Origin of the sequence: Agromyces protaetiae (assembly GCF_004135405.1) — a bacterium.
Classification (GTDB): domain Bacteria; phylum Actinomycetota; class Actinomycetes; order Actinomycetales; family Microbacteriaceae; genus Agromyces; species Agromyces protaetiae.
This window is the reverse complement of sequence record NZ_CP035491.1, coordinates 1579718-1595483: the sequence shown is the minus strand read 5'-3', so window position 1 is coordinate 1595483 and position 15766 is coordinate 1579718. Positions and strand designations below refer to the sequence as shown.

The window sequence follows — 15766 nt, the reverse complement described above, 5'->3', positions numbered from 1 at the left end:
CGGCGACGGCGGCGATGCGCGCGTCGTCGGCCGCGTCGACGACCGCGGCGTCGAGTCCCGCGGCCTCGATCGCCGCTCGCGCGCCGGCGCTGCTCACGACGCGCACGGGCACGCCGCGGCGCCGCAGCTCGACGGCGATGCCGAGGATCGGGTGCAGGTGGCCCGCGAACGGCGGGGAGACGAACTCGACGGTCATGCGAGGCGCTCCGCCGGGGAAGGGACCGGCGCGGATGCTTCGGACGACGCCGCCTCCGCCCGCAGCCGCCCGATCGCCGCGACGACGATCTCGCGGAACACGGGCGACGCGAGGTAGTCGAGATGCCCGGCCGCGATGCGGTGGTCGGGCTCGCCGAGCCGGCGGCGCGAGGCGATGCCGTCGCGATCGCCCACGACGGTCTCGAGCGACACGGGCGGGCGGCGGCGCGCGACCGGGCCGTAGGCGACGACGTGCACGCGCGCGAGCGTCTCGTCGTCGAGCCGCAGCCCGCCGAGGAGCTCGAGCCCGCAGCTTCCCGCGAGCACGAGCTGGCGGTCGGCGCCCGCGAGGGCGGCGCGCACGTCGGCGGTGTGGCGGGTCGCGAAGGCGCGGCGCCGTGCGCCGAGGTAGTCGCGGGCGTTCCGGACGGATGCCACGGGGAGCGGCACCTTCCGCCACGGCCCTGCCGCCGGGGCGTACGGGAAGTTCACGCGCACGCGCTCGGCCTCGTCGAGCGGCAGCGCGTCGAGGAACGCGTGCTGCGCGGGCGAGAGCGCCGTCGTCGAACGGTCGCTGCGCCCGGTCAGGAAGCGCACCTGCAGGGTCGATTCGGGTGTCGGCGTCGTCATCGCACCTCCCGGTAGCGGTCGTTGGCATCGACGAGGTACCGGCGCTTGCGCCACACGATGCGGCGGTCGACGACCGCCCACGCGAACTGGGCGGGCATGAGCGCCTCGGCGACGAGGGAGAGCGCCGGACGGTGGGCGGATGCCCCGCCGAGCCTCCGATGCGCCGCGCTGACGATCGCCGCCCGCACGGCGAGGAATCCCGCGAGCACGCTGAGCCGCCGCGCGTCGCGCCGCGCGAGCAGCGCGACCGCCCCCGTGAGGAGGAGCCCCGGAAGCGCCCCCGCCACGGCGATGGCCGCCCGCCAGGCGGGCGGCTCCTCGCGGAGCACGAGCACGGCGAACCGCATCCACCGGTGCATGATGCGCCGGTACGGCCCGAACCCCTCGACCGTCGTCGACACGGTCTGCACGACGTCGGTCTGGTCGATGCGGCCGCCCGCGGCCTTGAGCCTCGTCGCGACCGCGAGATCGTCGGCGATGCGGTCGGCGAGCGGCGCGAACCCGCCGAGGCCGCGGAGCGTCGCCGTGCGCATCGCCCATGTCATGCCGTTGACCGTGCGCGCGGGAGCGAGCGCCGCGGCCGGCAGGTAGGTGAAGGCGGACTGGTCGTTGACGAACTGGGCGACGAGCTCCGACCACACGCCCGGTGCCGCCGCGTACCGCGGGAGGCCGGTGCTCGCCTCGGCGATCTCGAGCCCTTCGGCGAGCGCCCGGAGCCCCTCCTCGCTCACGCGCGTGTCGTCGTCGACGATCGCGAACGCCTCGGTGCGGAGCTCCGCCTCGGCGAGCGCGAGCTTGAACGTCTTGGGGCTCGCATGCTCGGGAGCGGGCGGGCAGTCGACGATCCGCACGTCGGCGTGCGGCACGAGCGCGGCGGCCTCCTCGGCGGCGGCGCGGCCCGCGGGGTCGTCGACGTCGACGAGCCACACGACGGTCGAGCGCGGCGCGACGCGCAGGGTGTGGGCGAGGGTGTCTGCCAGTCGCGGGTCGCCGCCGAGCACGGGCTGCACGATCGTGAACGCCTCGGGCGGCAGCGGCGGGCGAGCGGATGCCTCGATGCGGGCGCGCCTGCGGCGGACGGCGACGGCCGAGAGGACGGCCTTCGCGACGAGCACGGCGAGGTACACGACCGCGAACGCGGCGCCCGTGCGGCCGCCTCGGCCGAGCGCGCGCGGGACGCGCCCGCGGTCGGAACGCCCGCCCCGGGTCATCCGGCGCCCTCGATCGCGAACTCAGCACGGAATGCCGAGACCGTCCGCGAGATGCCCTCGTCGATCGACACCGCGGGCGCGCCGACGAGGCGTCGCGAGTGCGCGTCGTCGAATGTCTTCGACGACGTGAGCAGGTGCACCGCGTAGCGCGTGAGCGGCGGCTCGTCGCGTCGGCGGGCGAGGCGCCACGCCGTCTCGGCTGCGAGCGCGAGCGCGAGCGCGGCGCCGCGCGGCAGGTGCCGGGTCGGCACGGGCACGTCGAGGGCGGCGAGAATGCGCGCGATCGTCGGCATGAGGGGAACGGCCTCGCCGTTCGTGAGGTTGACGGTCTCGCGCGAGAGCCCCGGCCGCAGGGCGAGCCGCGCGAGCTGGTCGACGAGGGTGTCGATGTAGACGAGATCGCCCATCGCGGGGCGCGCGGGGTCGCCGAGGAACGGCAGGCGACCCGCGCGCGCGGCCTCGACGATGCGGGGCAGGAGGGTCGTGTCGCCGGGCCCGAACACGGCGCGGGGCCGCGCAATCACCCACTCGCCGGGGTGCTCGCGCACGACGAGCTCGCCCGCGTGCTTCGTGCGCGCGTACTCGTTCAGGAACCTCGGGCCCGCCGGGCTCTCCTCGGTGAGCCCGAACTGGTCGGCAGGGGTGTAGAGCACCGACGTCGACGAGACGTAGACGATGCGCGGCATCCGGCCGCTTCGCTGCGCGCTGCGCACCGCGAAGTCGAGCACGTTCCGCGTCGCCGTCACGTTCTGCGCCTCGAACTCGGCACGCGTGCCCCACTGGCTCGCGCGCGCGGCGGCGTGCACGATGACGTCGGGCGCGAAGTCGTCGGGCCCGAAGTCCAGGCCGAGCGGCCGCGTCAGGTCGCGGCTCACGGTGTCGGGCGTCTCGCGACGGCCGAGCCCGACGACTTCGAGCCCGTCGCGCGCGCGGAGCGCGCGGAAGAGCGCGCCGCCGACGAACCCCGTGGCGCCGGTCACGAGGACGCGGGTCGGGCGAGTGGCGCGCGGCTCAGACATCCGCCCGCTCCTTCCGCCTGATGCGCACCGTCTTCGCGCCCGCCTCGGGCGCCCGCCATGCAGCCGCGACGATCTCGGGGACCGGCAACCGCAACGTCTCGAACAGCCGCTCGAGCGCCCACTCGGCCGCCGTGCGCGTCTCGCGGCGGTCGTCGCGGAGCGCGAGCTCGAGCGCCCCGTCGCCCCAGCGGATCGACCAATCGGAGGCCCCGGCGACCGCGAGCGCCCGACGCACGGCGTCAGGGAACACGGATGCCTCGCCCCCGCGCCCGTCGGCGACGACGATCGTCTCGTCGGCCCGCCCCTCGACGGCCTCGAGCACGAGCGACGGGTCGCCGCACGGGCATTCGACGGGCTCTGCGGGCACCCGCAGCACGTCGTCGAGCCGGTAGCGTACGACGAGCTGCGTGGTGCGGGTCAGGTCGGTCACGATGGGCGAGAACCGGCGCTCGTCGAGGTCGAGCCACTCGGGCTCGACGTGCACGTGCCGTTCGTTGAGGTGCAGATTGCCGTGCGCACAGTCGAGCGCGAGGAGCCCCTCGGTCGCCTGGTACACGCGGCGCGGGCGCACGCCCCACGCGCGCAGCACGAGCGCCGCAGTGTCGTCGTCGAGCACCTCGGCCACCGCGATCACGAGCCGCGGGGTGATGTGGAGCGCGCCTGGCTCGGCCGTCTCGAGCGCCGCCTTCGCAAGCGCGCCGAGCACGGTCGACGGCGCGACGAGCACGTCGGGATCGACGCGCTGCACGGCCGCCCGCACCTCGTCGAACGGCGCAACGAGGTCGACGAACCCGAACCGCAGGCGCCGGCTCGTGACCGCCTCGTAGAGCGTGCTGTTGGCACGCAGCGCGAACGCGATGCGCACGGGCCGCGCCCACGGCGTCACGAGCTGCCGCACGCTCACCGAATCGAGGAGCCGCCCGAGCACCGTGCCCGCCCACAGCATGCGCTCCCGCTCCGAGACGAGGAACACGCCCGGCCGTCCCGACGTGCCGCTCGAGAGGCCGACCGTGATGCCGCCGGGCAGCTCGTCTCGGAAATCGCGCCGCTCCTCGGCGTCGGTCGCGTGCGCGAGCGCCTGCTCGAGCGTCACACGCGGCACGTTGAAGTCGACGAAGCGCTCGCGCACGGTCGCCTTGTCGACGATCGGCAGCGCGTCGAGCGTGCGTGCGCGGCCGTCGTAGAACGCGACGGTCGCGAGGCGCGTGTCGAGCAGTCGGCGGATGCCTCGACGCGTGCGCCGTTCGAGACCACGCGCTCCCCCGAGCCGAACCCCCACCGCGCACCCGCGAAGGCTCCGAGCGCGATGAGCGGCGCCGGGACGCGTCGAGAGTGCATCGCTGCAGGATAGCGGCGGCCGAGCGGCACGCCCGCGAGCTGTCCACACGGCACGCCGAAAGCGGTGCCGACCGGGACATCCGGCACTCGGTCAGTCGTGTCCCGCGAACTCCCGCGCCGCGACCCCGAGGTCGGGCTGGTCGACGAAGATGCCGTCGACGCCCGTGCCGATGACCTCGCCGAACTCGCCCGCCCAGTCGCCGACGCCCGCGCGCGCGGTGCCGTGCCGGTACGGCGCCGTGAGGAAGCGGTTCTCGGCGCGGAGCGTCCACGTGTAGACCGCGAGCCCCGCCGAGTGTGCGGCATCCACCAGCTCGGCGCCGCGCAGGATCGTGGCATCCGCCTTCTGCGCGGCCGTCGGCTCGCCGACGAGGCGCGCCTTGTCGACGCTCACCCCGTCGAACCGGCCCGCGAGGCCGAGGAGGCCCGCCTCGGTCGCGTAGTCGTCGTATCGCACCGCCGCACGCCCGTTCGCGAGCACCTGGTCGTAGGGCGCCCCGACGGCCTCGATGAGGAAGACGCGCTTGCCGGCGATGCCGCGCGCCCCGAGCCGGTCGAGCAGGGTCGGCTCGAACGACTCCATGACGAGACGGTCGTCTCCGCGCCCCCACCCGGCCGCCTCGAGCTCGGCGATGAACAGCTCGTCGAGCGGGAGCCCGAGCGAATCGAAGTGGCTCGCGTGCTTGAACTCGGCGACCATGCGGAGCATCCGCCCCTGCTCGTCGGCCGCGCGATCGACGATCTGGAACAGATCGCGCAACCGGATGACGGGGTAGCGCCCGTCGAAGCTGCGCGACAGCGGCCGCGTCTCGGGGATGCGCTCGCGCGAGCGCAGCGTCGACAACTCGGCCCACGTGAAGTCCTCGGTGAACCAGCCGTCGAGCGGCTTGCCGTCGATCTCGCGCACCGTGCGACGGCTCGCGAACTCGGAGCGCTCGGCGACGTCGGTCGTGCCGCCGATCTCGTTCTCGTGCCGCAGCACGAGCACGCCGTCGCGCGTCGCGACGAGGTCGGGCTCGACGGCGTCGGCGCCGAGCGCGAACGCGAGCTCGTACCCCTCGGCGGTGTGCTCGGGACGGTACCCGGGTGCGCCGCGGTGTCCGATGACGATCGGATGTCCCGCGCGGTCTGCCAGCATGCGTGAAAGCGTAACCCGGGGCCCGCGCCGACAAGCGCATGCCGACGCCGGAATGCGGTCTGCAAGTCGTCCGGATTCACGGCCGAGTCACGGACAACTCCCGGTAGATTGGGTGCACGCGGAACCCCGCGCACGATTCCCCTCCACCCGACAACGATCGCCGAACGCAGAGGAACCACACAGCAATGGCTCTCAACAACCCCGCCTTCTCGCAGAACAAGGCGTTCTCCTCCGAGGGAGCGGGTGCCGTCGCCGCCGCGCAAGACGCATCCGCCCAAGACCTGAAAGAGATGTTCGACCGCCCGTCGACGCTCCCCGACCGCGAGGTCATGACCTACGACGACGCCGTCCTGAAGTCGGCGATCTCGTTCGGCGTGCTCCTCGTCGGCGCGGCGATCGGCTGGTTCACGGCCGCACCCATGCCGTTCCTCTGGATCGGCGCGGCCATCGTCGGCTTCGTGCTCGCCCTCGTCAACGTGTTCAAGAAGGAGCCGTCCCCGCCCTCATCCTCGCGTACGCGGGCGCGCAGGGCATCTTCCTCGGCGCCATCTCTGCGTTCTACGAGTCGCAGTGGGACGGCATCGTCGGCCAGGCCGTCATCGCGACCCTCGTCGTCGTGGGCGTCACCCTGGCGCTCTTCGCCTCGGGCAAGGTGCGCGCGTCGAAGCGCGCGACGAAGATCTTCCTCGTCGCGATGGTCGGCTACCTCGTCTTCTCGCTCGTGAACGTCGGCCTCATGCTCTTCGGCGTGAACGACGACCCGTGGGGCCTCCGCGGCTCGGTCGAGATCGCGGGCATCCCGCTCGGACTCATCATCGGCGTCTTCGTCGTCCTCCTCGGCGCGTACTCGCTCGTGCTCGACTTCGACTTCATCCAGCAGGGCGTGCGCAACCGAGCCCCCAAGAAGTACTCGTGGACGGGCGCGTTCGGCATCATGGTCACGGTCATCTGGCTGTACCTCGAGATCCTGCGGATGATCGCGATCTCGCGCGACTAGCGCTCGCCGCCACCTGAACGGCGGAACGGTGGGTTCTGCCGCCGGCGGTGACGCCGAAGCCACCGCTGAGTGAAGCAGACACCGTTCGGCACCCTTCGGAGGCGGCCCGCACCTCAGCGGCGCGCGGCGGCCTTCGCGAGGAGCACGGCGCGCTCGCGCGCGTTCTGCGCGAGTGCGGCCGCGCGCTCGAACTCGGCGCGGGCCTCGGCGTCGCGGCCGAGCCGTGCGAGGAGCTCTCCTCGCGCGCTCGGCACGAGGTGCGAGAGGGCGAGCCGCTTGTCTCCGGCGAGCGCGTCGACGAGGTCGAGGGCGGCCTCGGGGCCGAACCCTTCACCGCTCGCCATCGACACGGCGACGGCCCGGTTGAGCTCCACGACGGGCGACGGCGCGAGCGCGGCGAGGGCGTCATAGGTCGCGACGATCGCGCGCCAGTCGGTCTCCTCGACGGATGCCGCGACCGCGTGCTGCTCGGCGATCGCCGCCTGCAGGGCGTAGGACCCGACTCCGCGGCCGGCCCCAGTCGCGAGCGCCCGAGCCCGCCCGAGCGCCGCGCGTCCGCGCGCGATCGCGGAGCGATCCCACCGGCACCGGTCTTGATCCGCGAGGAGGACGGGCGACCCCGAGGAATCCACTCGCGCCGGGAACCTTGCCGCCGTGAGCTCCATGAGCGCGACGAGCCCGTGCGCCTCTGCCTCGCGCGGCACGAGCGCGACGAGCACGCGCGCGAGCCGGAGCGCCTCGAGCGAGAGTTCGGGGCGCATCCAGTCCTCGCCCGTCGTCGCCGTATGCCCCTCGGTGAAGATCAGGTACAGCACGCCGAGCACGGTGCCGAGCCGGTCGCCGAACTCGTCGCGCGCGGGCACCTCGAACGGCACGCCCGCGTCGCCGAGCGCCTGCTTCGCGCGCACGATCCGCTGCTGCACGGTCGGCACGGGCACGAGGAAGAGCCGCGCGATCTCCTCGGTGGTCAGCCCCCCGACGACCCGCAGCGTCAGCGCGACACGCGCTTCACGCGAGAGCACCGGATGGCACGCGACGAACACGAGCCGGAGCACCTCGTCGTCGATCCGATCGGGGTCCCACGGGTCGGCTGCGGAGGCATCCGGAGTCTGCTGCGAGAGGTCGTGCGCGATCTCCGCGAGCCGTTCGTCGTACCGCTCGCGCCGCCGCCACCCGTCGATCGCCTTCCGCTTCGCGACCGCCGTGAGCCACGCGCCCGGGTTCTTCGGCACGCCGGCCTGCGGCCACTGCGCGAGCGCGTCGGCGAGGGCGTCCTGCGCGAGATCCTCGGCGAGCGCGAAATCGCCCACCGCGCGCGTCAGGGTCGCGACGATGCGCGCGGACTCGATGCGCCACACGGCCTCGACGGCGCGGCGGGCGGATGCCTCGGCGCGCGCGGATGCCTCGGGCTCGCCCCCGTCGACCCGCTCAGGGGCAGGCGGCGACCCCGAGGCATCCGTCATGTCAGTCGTGCGCCGCGCTCAGCCCTGCGCCGCGCGCTGCTCCTGCTCCTCGCGCCAGCCGGCCTGCTTCTGGATCCACTCGTTGTCCTGCGGGAAGTCCTCGACGCCGTTCACGCGCCGCACCTCGATGAAGTTGCCCGTCGTGAGCGGGGCGCGCTTGGCCCACTCGATCGCCTCTTCCTTCGTGGCGGTCTCGATCATCCAGAACCCGTTGAAGAGTTCGCGGAGCTCGCCGTAGGGGCCGTCGGTCACGAGCGGGGTCTCGCCCTCGAAGTCGACGACGGCGCCCTCGCTCGCGTCGGAGAGCCCGTCGCCCGTGAGGAGCACCCCCGCGTTCATCATCGATTCGTTGTAGCGGCCCATCGCGGCGATGACCTCTTCGAACGGCATGGTCGCGTAGGCGGCCGCGGCGCGCTCGTCGGCGCGCATGATGAGCATGTACTTGGTCATGGGAGTCTCCTCGTCCGGGGTCGCGTCTCGACCCTCTCACTCAGAACGTCGAACGGGAAGCCGCGGGATCGACACGGCGCGCGGATTTCTTCGAAGCAATCCGGATGTCTCTGCCGCGCGCCCGCCGTCGGCCTCGGCCGACCGGCGCGCGACGGACTCAGATGCCGACCGAGTCGGCGACCTCGCGGATCGCGGCGCCCGACGCCTGCAGCAGCCCGAGCTCCTCGTCGGAGAACGGCGTCTCGGGGAGCGCGACCGCGCCGTCGGCGCCGACGATGCTCGGAACCGAGAGGGCGACGTCGTTGAGGCCGTACATGCCCGAGAACACCGTGCTGACCGGCAGCACCGCACGCTCGTCGTTGACGACCGCCTCGACGATGCGCGCCGCCGAGATGCCGATCGCGTAGTTCGTGGCGCCCTTGCCCTCGATGACCTTGTACGCGGCCGTGCGCACCTCGTGCGCGATGTCGTCGAACTCGTCGTGGCTGAAGACGTCGCCGCCGCCCCACTCCTCGATCGGGATCGCGCCGATGCGCGCGTTCGACCACAGGGGGAACTCGGTGTCGCCGTGCTCGCCCACAATGTCGGCGTGCACGCTCGACGTCGAGACCCCCGCACGCTTGGCGAGGAGCCACCGGAACCGCGACGTGTCGAGCACGGTGCCCGACCCGAACACGCGGTTCGTCGGCAGACCCGTGATCTTCTGCGCCGCGAGCGTGAGCACGTCGACGGGGTTCGAGACGAGGATGATCGTCGCGTCGGGCGCCCGCTCGAGGAGCACGGGCAGCATGCCCTCGAGGATCTTGACGTTCGTGCCGACGAGGTCCATGCGCGTCTGGCCGGGTTGCTGCTTCGCACCCGCCGTGATGACGATGATGTTCGACCCCTCGATGACCGCCGGATCGTCTCCTCCGATGATCGACGACTGGGTGAACTGCGTGCCGTGCGCGAGGTCGAGCACTTCGGCCTCGACCTTCGCCTTCGCGATGTCGTAGAGCGCGACTTCGTTCGCCGATCCGCGGATGAGTGCCGCGAAGGCGAGGCTGGTGCCGACGCCCCGGCGCCGACGACGGTCAGTTTCGAATTCTGAACAGCCACCATGTCGCCATCCTGCCAGGTGGGGGGCGCGAGCGGCAGGGGGAATTCGAGCGCTCGGCGGCCGGCCTCCGCGAACGCCGAAGGGCGCGGACCTTGCGGCCCGCGCCCTTCGTCACGTGAGCGACGCGCTCACTCCCACTCGATCGTCCCCGGCGGCTTCGAGGTGACGTCGAGCACGACGCGGTTGACCTCGCGCACCTCGTTCGTGATCCGGTTCGAGATCTTCGCGAGGACGTCGTAGGGCAGGCGCGTCCAGTCGGCCGTCATGGCGTCCTCCGACGAAACGGGACGCAGCACGATGGGGTGGCCGTAGGTGCGGCCGTCGCCCTGCACGCCCACCGAGCGCACGTCGGCGAGGAGCACGACGGGGCACTGCCAGATGTCGTCGTCGAGGCCCGCCGCGGTCAGCTCTTCGCGCGCGATGGCATCGGCTTCGCGGAGCAGATCGAGACGATCACGGGTGACCTCGCCCACGATGCGGATGCCGAGGCCCGGCCCCGGAAACGGCTGGCGCCCGACGATCTCGTGCGGGAGGCCGAGCTCGCGGCCGATCGCGCGCACCTCGTCTTTGAAGAGGGTGCGGAGCGGCTCGACGAGCTCGAACTGCAGGTCTTCGGGAAGGCCGCCGACGTTGTGGTGGCTCTTGATGTTGGCCGTGCCCGTGCCGCCGCCCGACTCGACGACGTCGGGGTACAGCGTGCCCTGCACGAGGAACTTGATCGGCTCGCCGTCGGCCGCGGCCTCGGCGATGAGGTCGCGCTCGGCCTGCTCGAACGCGCGGATGAACTCGCGGCCGATGATCTTGCGCTTCGTCTCGGGGTCGCTGACCCCGGCGAGCGCGTCGAGGAACGTGTCGGCCGCGTCGACCGTGACGAGCCGGATGCCGGTCGCCGCGACGTAGTCGGTCTCGACCTGCTCGCGCTCGCCCTTGCGGAGGAGGCCGTGGTCGACGAACACGCACACGAGCTGGTCGCCGACCGCCTTGTGCACGAGCGCCGCCGCGACGGCCGAGTCGACGCCGCCCGAGAGCCCCGCGATGACCCGCGCGGAGCCGACCTGCGCGCGGATGCGCTCGACCTGCTCGGCGATGACGTTGCCCGGGTTCCAGTCGGCGGGGATGCCCGCGGCCCGGTGCAGGAAGTTCTCGAGCACGCTCTGGCCGTACTCGGAGTGCTTCACCTCGGGGTGCCACTGCACGCCGTAGAACTTCTTCTCGTCGTTGCCGAACGCCGCGACGGGCGTGCCCTCGGTCGAGGCGAGCACCTCGAAGCCCTCGGGCGCACGCGACACCGAGTCGCCGTGGCTCATCCACACCGTCTGCGCGGCGGGCTGGTCGGCGAGAAGGGGGTTGCCCGAGACATCCACGACCTTCGCATCGGTCGCGCCGTACTCGCGCGCGCCCGTGTGCGCGACCTCGCCGCCGAGCTGCTGCGCCATGACCTGGAAGCCGTAGCAGATGCCGAGCGTCGGCACGCCGAGCTCGAGGATGCCCGGGTCGAGCGACGGGGCGCCCTCTTCGTAGACCGAGCTCGGGCCGCCCGACAGCACGATGCCGATCGGGTCGAGCGCACGCACCTCGTCGGCCGTGATCGTGTGCGGCACGATCTCGGAGTAGACGGATGCCTCGCGCACGCGCCGCGCGATGAGCTGCGCGTACTGTGCGCCGAAGTCGACGACGAGGACGGGACGGTGCTCGGTCTGGCTGGTCGCGGTCTCGGCGTTCACGGGCTCTGCACTCACTGGGCGGCCTCCACGGTGGGCTGGTCGGGGTGGTCTGGTCGGGGCCGGTCGACACCGAGGCATCCACCTCGCGCTTCGCGAGGTACGCGCGCACCTCGCGGCCGATGCGCGCCTCGAGGAAGAACGACAGGAACGGCACGACGCCGCCCGCGGCGAGGAGCAGCAGTCGGAGCGCCTGCCAGCGCATGAGGCTCCACAGGCGGAAGCAGCTGAAGAGGTAGAGCACGTAGAACCAGCCGTGGGCGATGAGGATGCCCGTCGACAGGTTGACGCCGACGCCCGAGGACTCGAGCCCCTCGGGGCCCTGGACGACCGGGGCGAAGGTCAGGAAGCCCGCCGGCCCGAAGCCGAAGAGCTCGTACCCGAGGCCGTACTTGACGATCATCTCGGCGCACAGGAGCAGCAGCATGACGCCCGTGATGGTCGAGCAGACGACATAGAACTTGAGCGCCCCGCGGATGCGCGGCAGATCGGCGAGTTTCGGCTCGAGGGGCATGGGTACGAGTCTACCGGGCCGTTGCTGAGCGCTCGGATGCCTCGAGCTCGGCCTCTTCGCGCTCGCGCTCGACGGCGTCCTTCACGAGCCGCCACCACAGGAAGATCGCGAAGCCCGCGAACACGACCCACTCGATCGCGTAGAACACGTTGAGCCAGTTCAGCTCGGTCTGCTGCTCGGGCGGCGGCGACGAGATCGCGTCGAGGCCGTCGACCAGCGGCTGCTGGCTCGTGACGTATCCGAAGTACGCGGGGCGGTCGTCGAAGTCGGCCCACAGGTTGACGAGCTGGGCCACCGCGACGGTCTGCATCGCGTACGGGTCGCCGCCCTCGTCGGGAAGGATCGGCGCCTCGCTCGGAAGGAAGCGGCCCGTGACCGTCACCTCGGCGGCGTCCGCATCGGCAGCCGCGGCGACCTCCGCGTCGAACGCGTCGCGCGCCCGCTCGGCGTCGGCGCGGTCCGCCGCCCACCCGAGCGCGACCGGCAGACCCCCGGGCGAGGCATCCGTGACATCCAGGTGCGCGACCACCCACGTGCCCGCGACGCCGTCGTTCAGCCGACCGTCGACGAGCACCGTGTCGCCCGCGACGAACCGCCCGCGCACCTCGACCATCTGACCGGTCGCATCCTGCTCCGTGGGCGCGTCGGGCTCGGCCACGACATCGGCGAAGGGGCGGACCTCCTCGGTCGGCCGGTCGTCGACGACGGCCTGCTCGACCGCGCGGTCGACCTGCCACTGGCTGAGCAGCGCGAACCCGCCGGCCACGGCGAGCGCGGCGATGAGCGCGAGCACCCAGCGCGGGCGCAGCATCATGCGGAGCATGGGTCCTCAGGGGGTCGGCAGACGGAGCGCGTCCAGCCTATCCGGCCGTTCCTGAGTGCCGGATGCCCCTCAGTCGACCTTCACGATGTCGGGTGCCTCGAGGCGAACGCGGTCGGCCGACTCGTCGTCGGGTTGCAGCTGCGACGCGCGCTCCGCCTCGACGCGCTGGAGGTAGCGTTCGACCTCGAGCTGCTCGCGCGAGGCGTCCCACCCGAGCACGCGGCCCATGAGCTTCGCGGCGACGGGCGCCGCCGAGACGCCTCTGTCCCACGCCTCGATCGAGATGCGCGTGCGCCGGGCGAGCACGTCGTCGAGGTGCAGTGCCCCCTCGTGCGAGGCCGCGTACACGACCTCGGCGCCGAGGTAGTCGTCGGCGCCGGGCAGCGGTTCGCCGAGCGACGGATCGTTGCGGATGAGGTCGAGGAGGTCGTCGGTGAGCGTGCCGAACCGGTTGAGCAGGTGTTCGATGCGCACCTTGTGCACGTCGAACGCGCGCGCGATCTTCGCCCGCTTGTTCCACGCGGCGAGGTAGCCCTCGGCGCCGAGGAGCGGGATGTTCTCGGTCACCGACGCCGGCACGCGACCGTCGAGCGCGTCGGCGGCGGCGTCGATCGCGTCTTTCGCCATCACCCGATAGGTCGTGAACTTGCCGCCCGCGACGACGACGAGCCCCGGCACCGTGTGGGCGACGAGGTGCTCACGAGAGAGCTTCGACGTCTGGTCGCTCTCGCCCGCGAGGAGCGGGCGGAGGCCCGCGTACACGCCCTCGACGTCTTCGCGCGTGAGCGGCACGGCGAGCACCTGGTTGACGTGCTCGAGGATGTAGTCGATGTCGGCGGCCGTCGCGGCGGGGTGCGCCTTGTCGAGGTTCCAGTCGGTGTCGGTCGTGCCGATGAGCCAGTGGCGGCCCCACGGGATGACGAACAGCACGCTCTTCTCGGTGCGGAGGAGAAGCCCGAGTTCGACTGGAAGCGGTCGCGCGGCACCACGAGGTGCACGCCCTTCGACGCGCGCACCTTGAAGGTGCCGCGTTCGCCGACCATGCGCTGCGTGTCGTCGGTCCACACACCGGTCGCGTTGACGACCTGCTTGGCCCTCACCTCGAACCGCTCGCCCGTCTCGAGGTCGTGCGCGCGCACGCCCACGACCCGCTCGCCGACCTTGATGAATCCCTCGACGTTGACGCGGCTCGCGACGTGCGCGCCGTACGACGACGCCGTGCGTGCGAGGGTCGAGACGTAGCGCGCGTCGTCCATCTGCGCGTCGTAGTAGGTGAGGCCGCCGACGAGGAAGTTCGACGAGATCGACGGCGACGCCCGCAGCACCTGCCGCTTCGAGAGATGCCGGTGGTGCGGCACGCCCGGACGCAGCGGACCCGTGTAGCTGAAGATGTCGTAGAGCATCATGCCCGCGCCGACGTAGAACCGCTCGGTCACGCGCTTCTTCAGCGGGTAGAGGAACCGCACGGGCTTCACGAGGTGCGGCGCGATGCGCTGCAGCAGGAGGCCGCGTTCGATGAGGGCCTCGCGCACGAGGTGGAAGTCGAGCTGTTCGAGATAGCGGATGCCGCCGTGGATGAGCTTCGACGACCGGCTCGACGTGCCCGACGCGAAGTCGCGCGCTTCGAGCAGCCCCGTCGAGAGTCCGCGGGTCACGGCGTCGAGGGCCGCGCCGGCGCCGACGATGCCGGCTCCGACGACGAGGATGTCGAGCTCTTTCTCTTTGAGCCTCGAAATCGCCGCCGCCCGCTCTTCGGGCCCGAGCTTCGTGGAACGCGCGACCGACTTCTGCCGGGCCTTCGCGGCGGCATTCGGTTCGGCATTCGCCGCCGCCTTCGGCGTGCGCTTCGGTGCGGTGTTCTGCGTGGCCATCTCGCCCCCGTCCCCCGACGTCGCACGGGCTGCGGCGCCTCCTCCAACGCTACCGGAGGCAGCGCGGGTTGTGCCCGGAATACGACGGTCGAGTCGGCGTTCGCGGCGCGGCGGATGCCTCGCCTACACCCCTTGGTACGGCGCGACGACGACCTCGACGCGCTGGAACTCCTTGAGGTCGGAGTACCCCGTCGTCGCCATCGACTTGCGGAGCGCGCCCACGAGGTTCGCGGTGCCGTCGGCGCCGGGCGCCGGCCCGTAGAGGATCTCTTCGAGGGGCGCGACCTGCCCGACCTGCACGCGTTGGCCGCGCGGCAGCTTGGGGTGGTGCGCTTCGGCGCCCCAGTGCCAGCCGCCGCCGGGCGCGTCGGTCGCGCGCGCGAGCGCGGCGCCGAGCATGACGGCGTCGGCACCGCAGGCGATCGCCTTGACGATGTCTCCGGATGCCCCGAGCCCGCCGTCTGCGATGACGTGCACGTAGCGGCCGCCCGACTCGTCGAGGTAGTCGCGGCGTGCGCCGGCGACATCGGCAACTGCCGTGGCCATGGGCGCGTGGATGCCGAGAGCGGCGCGCGTCGTCGAGGCGGCGCCGCCGCCGAAGCCGACGAGGACGCCGGCCGCGCCCGTGCGCATGAGGTGGAGGGCGGCCGTGTAGGTCGCGGCCCCGCCGACGATGACGGGCACGTCGAGTTCGTAGATGAACTTCTTGAGGTTGAGCGGCTCGTGCTGCTTCGAGACGTGCTCGGCCGACACGGTCGTGCCGCGGATGACGAAGAGGTCGACGCCCGCGGCGACGACGGTCTCGTAGAGCTCTTGCGTGCGCTGCGGCGAGAGGGCGCCGGCCACGGTGACGCCCGCGGCGCGGATCTCGGCGAGGCGCTGCGTGACGAGCTCGGGCTTGATGGGCTCGCTGTAGAGCTCTTGCATGCGCGCGGTCGCGTTCTCGGGCCAGAGCTCGCGGATCTCGGCGAGGACGGGCTCGGGGTCTTCGTACCGCGTCCAGAGGCCTTCGAGGTCGAGCACGCCGAGGCCGCCGAGCTGGCCGATCATGATCGCCGTCTGCGGCGAGACGACGGAGTCCATGGGGGCGGCGAGGAACGGGATGTCGAACTGGTACGCGTCGATCGACCAGCTCACCGACACGTCCTCGGGGTCGCGCGTGCGCCTGCTCGGAACGATGGCGATGTCGTCGAACGCGTAAACGCGACGGCCCCGCTTGGAGCGGCCGATCTCGATCTCCATACTCACGATGCCAGCCTACCCGGCCGGGTCGACGGCGAGCGGATGCCTCGGCCGC

General features: G+C 72.3%; 10 protein-coding genes and 4 pseudogenes. 1 reads left to right on the top strand and 13 read right to left on the bottom strand.

The features are described 5' to 3' along the window. Positions 1-192 precede the first annotated feature (192 nt). The 5 genes from ET445_RS17200 to ET445_RS07505 form a co-directional block, all read right to left on the bottom strand. Positions 193-825: a hypothetical protein gene (locus ET445_RS17200; RefSeq protein ID WP_165314334.1), complete on the bottom strand. Its 633-nt coding sequence runs from the start codon at positions 823-825 to the stop codon at positions 193-195. Next, positions 822-2036 carry a glycosyltransferase gene (locus ET445_RS07520; RefSeq protein WP_129190246.1) on the bottom strand — a complete coding sequence of 405 codons (1215 nt, stop codon included), beginning with the start codon at positions 2034-2036 and terminating at the stop codon, positions 822-824. Before ET445_RS07520 ends, ET445_RS17200 begins: the two co-directional genes overlap by 4 nt. Then, the gene (locus ET445_RS07515) at positions 2033-3055 is read right to left on the bottom strand and encodes an NAD-dependent epimerase/dehydratase family protein (RefSeq protein ID WP_129190244.1); all 1023 of its coding nucleotides are present in this window, start codon (positions 3053-3055) and stop codon (positions 2033-2035) included. Before ET445_RS07515 ends, ET445_RS07520 begins: the two co-directional genes overlap by 4 nt. Then, positions 3048-4334, bottom strand: coding sequence for a F390 synthetase-related protein (locus ET445_RS07510; RefSeq protein WP_165314333.1), 1287 nt, complete (start codon positions 4332-4334; stop codon positions 3048-3050). Before ET445_RS07510 ends, ET445_RS07515 begins: the two co-directional genes overlap by 8 nt. Before the next feature lie 150 nt (positions 4335-4484). Then, the gene (locus tag ET445_RS07505; RefSeq protein ID WP_129190241.1) at positions 4485-5531 is read right to left on the bottom strand and encodes a glycerophosphodiester phosphodiesterase family protein; all 1047 of its coding nucleotides are present in this window, start codon (positions 5529-5531) and stop codon (positions 4485-4487) included. Positions 5532-5716: 185 nt separating this feature from the next. Between ET445_RS07505 and ET445_RS07500 the strand changes: the two are divergent. Next, a pseudogene (locus ET445_RS07500) lies at positions 5717-6528 on the top strand (Bax inhibitor-1/YccA family protein). Between the two features lie 113 nt (positions 6529-6641). Here ET445_RS07500 and ET445_RS07495 read toward each other — a convergent pair. The 8 genes and pseudogenes from ET445_RS07495 to ET445_RS07460 all read right to left on the bottom strand — a co-directional run bounded on the left by ET445_RS07495 (position 6642) and on the right by ET445_RS07460 (position 15711). Beyond that, positions 6642-7991, bottom strand: coding sequence for an RNA polymerase sigma factor (locus ET445_RS07495; protein ID WP_129190239.1), 1350 nt, complete (start codon positions 7989-7991; stop codon positions 6642-6644). An 18-nt stretch (positions 7992-8009) separates the two neighbouring features. Next, positions 8010-8441: a YciI family protein gene (locus tag ET445_RS07490; protein WP_129190237.1), complete on the bottom strand. Its 432-nt coding sequence runs from the start codon at positions 8439-8441 to the stop codon at positions 8010-8012. Between the two features lie 157 nt (positions 8442-8598). Continuing rightward, positions 8599-9542 (bottom strand): annotated as a pseudogene (locus ET445_RS07485) (L-lactate dehydrogenase). Between the two features lie 126 nt (positions 9543-9668). After that, complete coding sequence (gene guaA, locus ET445_RS07480; RefSeq protein WP_129190235.1) at positions 9669-11342, bottom strand: glutamine-hydrolyzing GMP synthase; 1674 nt, start codon at positions 11340-11342, stop codon at positions 9669-9671. Then, positions 11320-11775 (bottom strand): annotated as a pseudogene (locus ET445_RS07475) (DUF3817 domain-containing protein); the annotation flags it as partial. The pseudogene ET445_RS07475 and the gene guaA, both read right to left, overlap by 23 nt. A 10-nt stretch (positions 11776-11785) precedes the next feature. Beyond that, on the bottom strand, positions 11786-12589 hold the full coding sequence (locus tag ET445_RS07470) for an SURF1 family cytochrome oxidase biogenesis protein (protein WP_129190233.1): 804 nt from the start codon (positions 12587-12589) through the stop codon (positions 11786-11788). Between the two features lie 78 nt (positions 12590-12667). After that, a pseudogene (locus ET445_RS18720) lies at positions 12668-14334 on the bottom strand (glycerol-3-phosphate dehydrogenase/oxidase). A 258-nt stretch (positions 14335-14592) separates the two neighbouring features. Then, complete coding sequence (locus ET445_RS07460; RefSeq protein WP_129192454.1) at positions 14593-15711, bottom strand: GuaB3 family IMP dehydrogenase-related protein; 1119 nt, start codon at positions 15709-15711, stop codon at positions 14593-14595. Positions 15712-15766: the final 55 nt, after the last annotated feature.